General features: G+C 60.4%; 8 protein-coding genes and 1 tRNA gene. 7 read left to right on the top strand and 2 right to left on the bottom strand.

From position 1 onward, the window contains the following. Positions 1–29: 29 nt before the first annotated feature. The gene (locus PHP59_RS12735) at positions 30–170 is read left to right on the top strand and encodes a zinc ribbon domain-containing protein (RefSeq protein ID WP_366943767.1); all 141 of its coding nucleotides are present in this window, start codon (positions 30–32) and stop codon (positions 168–170) included. Between the two features lie 92 nt (positions 171–262). Here the strand turns inward: PHP59_RS12735 and PHP59_RS11450 are convergent, their stop codons facing one another. Next, positions 263–661 carry a hypothetical protein gene (locus PHP59_RS11450; RefSeq protein WP_300167114.1) on the bottom strand — a complete coding sequence of 133 codons (399 nt, stop codon included), beginning with the start codon at positions 659–661 and terminating at the stop codon, positions 263–265. Positions 662–718: 57 nt separating this feature from the next. On the opposite strand from PHP59_RS11450, the gene PHP59_RS11445 reads away from it, so the two are divergent. From PHP59_RS11445 to PHP59_RS11425, 5 genes are read left to right on the top strand one after another with little or no spacing between them, the layout of a single operon-like run. After that, on the top strand, positions 719–1,012 hold the full coding sequence (locus PHP59_RS11445) for a MarR family transcriptional regulator (RefSeq protein WP_300167112.1): 294 nt from the start codon (positions 719–721) through the stop codon (positions 1,010–1,012). Further along, positions 1,009–1,536 (top strand): tRNA (cytidine(56)-2'-O)-methyltransferase, encoded by a 528-nt coding sequence (locus PHP59_RS11440; protein WP_300167110.1) that lies wholly within the window; start codon positions 1,009–1,011, stop codon positions 1,534–1,536. The genes PHP59_RS11445 and PHP59_RS11440 overlap by 4 nt, the downstream gene beginning before the upstream one ends. After that, positions 1,533–2,606, top strand: a complete 1,074-nt coding sequence (locus PHP59_RS11435; protein ID WP_300167108.1) for an ATP-grasp domain-containing protein — start codon at positions 1,533–1,535, stop codon at positions 2,604–2,606. Before PHP59_RS11440 ends, PHP59_RS11435 begins: the two co-directional genes overlap by 4 nt. Next, the gene (locus PHP59_RS11430; RefSeq protein ID WP_300167106.1) at positions 2,606–3,139 is read left to right on the top strand and encodes a transcription factor; all 534 of its coding nucleotides are present in this window, start codon (positions 2,606–2,608) and stop codon (positions 3,137–3,139) included. Before PHP59_RS11435 ends, PHP59_RS11430 begins: the two co-directional genes overlap by 1 nt. Next, positions 3,102–3,599 carry an HDIG domain-containing metalloprotein gene (locus tag PHP59_RS11425; RefSeq protein WP_300167103.1) on the top strand — a complete coding sequence of 166 codons (498 nt, stop codon included), beginning with the start codon at positions 3,102–3,104 and terminating at the stop codon, positions 3,597–3,599. Before PHP59_RS11430 ends, PHP59_RS11425 begins: the two co-directional genes overlap by 38 nt. Here PHP59_RS11425 and PHP59_RS11420 read toward each other — a convergent pair. Next, on the bottom strand, positions 3,592–4,092 hold the full coding sequence (locus PHP59_RS11420; protein WP_300167100.1) for a regulator of amino acid metabolism, contains ACT domain protein: 501 nt from the start codon (positions 4,090–4,092) through the stop codon (positions 3,592–3,594). The genes PHP59_RS11425 and PHP59_RS11420 overlap by 8 nt on opposite strands. 181 nt (positions 4,093–4,273) lie before the next feature. Here PHP59_RS11420 and PHP59_RS11415 point away from each other — a divergent pair. Next, positions 4,274–4,358: transfer RNA gene (locus PHP59_RS11415), tRNA-Leu, on the top strand. Positions 4,359–4,566 lie beyond the last annotated feature (208 nt).

Raw genomic sequence — 4,566 nt, 5'->3', positions numbered from 1 at the left:
GGGATCTTGTCCTTTCAGAAAGGGAGTGGATCTGTCCGGACTGTGGCACTCATCACGACCGTGATATCAACGCTGCAATCAATATCAAGAAGTTTGCCCTGCAAGAACAGAATCTTGTCGGGGTATCGGGTGCGGAACGCGCCTTTGGGCCTGTGGACTTGCCTCAGTAGAGGGAGGATGAAGCAGGAAGCCACGCCCTTCAGGGCGTGGTAGTTCACACAATAGTTCCCCAGGTACGTGCTCTCCCGACCCCCAAAACCCCTCAGGCCAGTTCGTCGAGGACAAAATCCTCGGCCTTCTTCCGCGCGCCGGCGCCCCTGAACCGTCCGTACTCCTTCTCGCCGTCGGTGACGACGATCGCCGGTCCCGACGCATCGACCCCGAAAATCAGTTCAAAGATATCGACCTCGTCGAGGAGCACGCCGCGGAGCGTCTCCGAAGCCGGGGCGAGCATGAGGCGCTCGGCCGGGAGGTCGCCCGGATATTCCCGGAAATAGTAGTAGTAGACCTGAAGGGCATTGAGCAGGTCTGAGGTGAGGAGGTCGCGCCTGATATCGTCGGCGATCCCGTCAAGGATCCCGGCGAGGCGTGCGTCGTCCTCCTCGGCCTCGTCAAGGATCCGGTCGGCCACTGCCGCAAGCTGCTCGTAATCGGTCATCATGATACCTCTCCCCCGGAGATAAAAAAGTATATTGTGAGATCCAGCACAAAATACGGTGTGAAATCCGAAGAATTCGACTGGATGGTCTATCACGCGATCGCCTGGAACAGGGCGACGACGATCCCTGCCCTCGTGAAATACACCGGCGGGGATGCGGCGGCAGTCGAAGCCTCGGTGCAGCGCCTCGTCTCGTACCTGCTCATAGAGCGGCACGACGAAGAATACCGCGCCCTCTCGATCGAGGAGTCCATTCTCAGGTGCCACCTGCGTGCAGGCCCCGGCATCCCCCTCGAGATCGAGGACGGCGTCATAAAGATACCCGATTTTGCACGTAAAGGAGATAATGCATGAGGAAAGTGTGTATCCTCAGACTCGGTCACCGGCCTGAACGCGACCTGCGGGTGACCACCCATGTCGGCCTCACGGCCCGCGCCCTCGGCGCGGACGGAATGTACCTTGCGGCCGAAGACCACGGAATCGTCGATTCTATCGAGGACGTGGTCGAGCGCTGGGGCGGAGAATTTTTCGTTGAAAACAACGTGAAATGGCGGCAATGCATCAAGCAGTGGAAGGAGAAGGGAGGCATCGTCGCCCATCTCACCATGTACGGCCTTGAGGTCGGGGAGGTCACCGACGCGGTGCGGGAGCGCCCCGAAGACCTGCTCATCATCGTCGGTGCGGAGAAAGTGCCGGGCGACGTCTACGGCATGGTCGACTACAACGTATCCGTGACCAACCAGCCCCATTCTGAGATATCAAGCCTTGCCATCTTCCTCGACCGCCTCTTCCAGGGCCAGGAGATGGACCACAAGTTCGAGGGTGCGAAGATCCGTGTCGAGCCCTGCAAGGTCGGAAAACGGGTGGTCGAGCTTTGAGACGCGTCCTTGTCGCGGGATTCGCGACCAGGCACGTGGTCCAGTCGGCGCGGCGGGCAGGTTTCGAGGTCTATGCCGTCGACCATTTCTGCGACCAGGACCTCTGCTGGAATGCCAGCAAGCACCTCAGGTTCGACGAACTCGAGGACCTTCCTGATACGATCGCTGCAATTGCCAGAGGCCACACGATCGACTATTTTGTTGCCACCTCGGGGGCCGAGGACCTCGCCGTCCCCCTCCCCCATGCAGGGACGCCTGCCGGCGTCTCGGCGCGTTTCCTGGATAAATTGGAGATCCAGACGTTCTTCGAGGACGCTCACATCCCGACGCCGCACCTCTCAGACGGCCGCTTCCCGGCCATGATAAAACCGCGGCACGGTGCCGGCGGCTGGCGGAACCGGGTCATCCGGTCTCCTGAAGACCTCAGGGCCTGGGAAGAGGAGTGGCCGGATGTCCCGGCGATCACCCAGGAACTCGTCTCCGGCATACCCGCGAGCGTCTCCTGCATCGCTGACGGGACGCGTGCCGTCGCCATCGCCGTCAACGAGCAGATCCTCCGCGGCGGAGAGAGCGACCGGGCGTACGGCTTTTCCGGCTCGGTCACGCCGTTCGATCACCCCCTTGCTGCGAAGATGGCCGCGATTGCAGAAGAGGCCGTAGGCAGGAGCGGTTGCGTCGGGTCGGTCGGCGTCGATTTCGTCGTCGACGACAATGATGCGTGGGCGATCGAGATCAATCCCCGCTTCCAGGGCACCCTCGACACCGTCGAGATCGCCACCGGCCAGAGCGTCTTCAAGAGGCACATCGACGCCTGTCAGGGCACCCTTCCCCCGCACGGACTGAAGTCCGGGACGGTGGCGGCGCGGACGATCCTTTTTGCCGACCGCGACCTCACCCTCACACAGGACCTTGGCGACTGTGCCGACTGTTGCGCCGACATCCCCTGGCCAGGGGCCGAGATCGAGGAGGGAGGTGCGGTGGTGAGCATCTACGGATGGGGTCCTGACCGCACCGCCGCCCTTGACATGCTGGATAGAAATATAACACGCGTCCGTCAATATATTCCCTGATGGTTGGCATAGACGAGATGCTGGCAGATCCGGCAATCAGGGCATATCTCCTCCGCCATATCGGGAAAGAGGGCCTCGATCTCCTCGAGAGGTTCCCGCCCGCAGGCGAATACTCGGATGAGGAACTTGCCGAGAAGACCGGCATCAACCTCAATACGGTACGGCACACCCTCTATACGCTCTACGAGAGGCGTCTTGCCGAGTACAGGCGGATCAAGGACCCGGAGTCGGGCTGGCTCACGTACCTGTGGACACTCAGGACCGACATGGTTTATCCGGTGATCAGGGAGGAACTCGAGCGTGTTCTGGAGATCCTGACAAAGAGATCGAAGTACGAGGAGGAGAACGACTTTTTCATCTGCGAAGAGTGCGGGATCTTCACCTTCAACGATGTCTCTGACTCAAATTTTACCTGTCCCAACTGCAGTGCCCCGGTGAAGCATTTCGACAATGAGATGCTCCTTGGCGCCCTGAAACGGCGGGTCGCGGCGATCCATGCAACTCTTGGAACAACTGGAAGCGCATCTGAGTGATGCCGGGTGCGATCCCCGCGTCATCGCCCATTGTCGTACCGTTAACGCCGTCGCTGCAGGATATGCCCGGTCTCCGGTCGTCGACAGGGAACTGCTGATAGCCGGAGCCATGCTCCACGACCTTGGCCGGTCAGAGACCCACTCGCTCCACCATGCCGAGGTCGGCGCCGACCTCGCCCGCCAGACAGGGTGTCCTGATGAAGTCGCCAGGATCGTCCAGAGGCATATCGGCGCGGGGCTGACCGTCGAGGAATGCGCTCTTCTCGGGCTCATTCCCCGGGACTCGGTGCCGCAAAGGCTGGAGGAACGGATTGTGGCCCATGCCGACAATCTGGTAAAAGGGACGCGGGTGATCACGTCTGAAGAGCGGATGGACCGATCTGTTACCCTCGGCAGAAAATTTCGGGTGCGGGCCGTCAGGCTCGGCCTCGACCTCGAGCCCCTCCGTCACCTCAGATGATCAATTGTTGAACATGGGGGAGGGCCCGCAATTTTTCGATCACGCCGAGAGGCAGGGGTTCGTCGAGGACGACGACAAGTTTCGGGGACTCGGATAAGTACGGGTCGTTCACGAAGATCTGCCTGATGGCCAGGTCGTGCGCGGCAAGGACGCCGACCACCGCGCCGACAATCCCCTTCTCATGGGCGTCTCTCGGGAGAATGGTGATGACCGTGAGTTTCAGGAACCCGGCCACCCGGGAGAGGTCGGGAGTTGCTCTCATCAGTGAAAATATCTCTGCTGCCGGCCCCATCGTCAGGATACGGCGGGCCGTGGCATCGACGACCCGACGGTCGATCCCGATCTCCCGTGCGATATGCGTGGCCGGTATCTCGATACCATTGCAGGTGATGCGCCCTTCAGCGGAGACGCCAAAGCCGTTCTCGAGGAGAAACCTGACGACCCGGGCCTGGGCCGGGGAATCGGCAAATTCCTGCATGATTTTTGCCCACATAGCCAGCATTATCATCGGCGCTGCGGGATAATGATTCTTGGGGTCGGCACCGTTGCGCTCACCGGGCCGGATACCCTACCATTCCGCGATTTTCCGGGAAGGTACCCTGTAGGGGGGGTTTGCGTGTCCCGGTTGAGCGATAGATTAAAAAATGTGAAGATCCTTCTCTATAGGGTAACAGGCGAGGGTTGCCAAGCCAGGTCAAAGGCGCAAGGTTGAGGGCCTTGTCACGTAGGTGTTCGAGGGTTCGAATCCCTTCCCTCGCATTTTCTTTTATGGAATCTGTGCTTTTGTTGCAAGAACCCCTCTGTCAGATCAGTCTGTCAACTACCCCGGCCTGAAGGCCTGGGCTTGAGACTCTATCGTGTCGATAGTTCTCGTATGGGTGGCTGACTGCACCCCTGCACCTCCAGGGTGTACCTGTAGGTGCGTGCTCTGGACTCGATGTTCCGAGCACCGATAAGGTCGGCATGG

This window comes from Methanofollis sp. (assembly GCF_028702905.1).
GTDB lineage: Archaea > Halobacteriota > Methanomicrobia > Methanomicrobiales > Methanofollaceae > Methanofollis.
Note: the sequence above shows the minus strand (reverse complement) of the source record. Positions and strands in the feature narration are given on the sequence as shown.

Bases quoted from the DNA above. Each gene is read 5' to 3' on its own strand.
- PHP59_RS11450 (WP_300167114.1), bottom strand. From the start codon at position 661: ATGATGACCGATTACGAGCAGCTTGCGGCAGTGGCCGACCGGATCCTT.
- PHP59_RS11425 (WP_300167103.1), top strand. From the start codon at position 3,102: ATGCAACTCTTGGAACAACTGGAAGCGCATCTGAGTGATGCCGGGTGC.
- PHP59_RS11430 (WP_300167106.1), top strand. From the start codon at position 2,606: ATGGTTGGCATAGACGAGATGCTGGCAGATCCGGCAATCAGGGCATAT.
- PHP59_RS11440 (WP_300167110.1), top strand. From the start codon at position 1,009: ATGAGGAAAGTGTGTATCCTCAGACTCGGTCACCGGCCTGAACGCGAC.
- PHP59_RS11420 (WP_300167100.1), bottom strand. From the start codon at position 4,092: ATGTGGGCAAAAATCATGCAGGAATTTGCCGATTCCCCGGCCCAGGCC.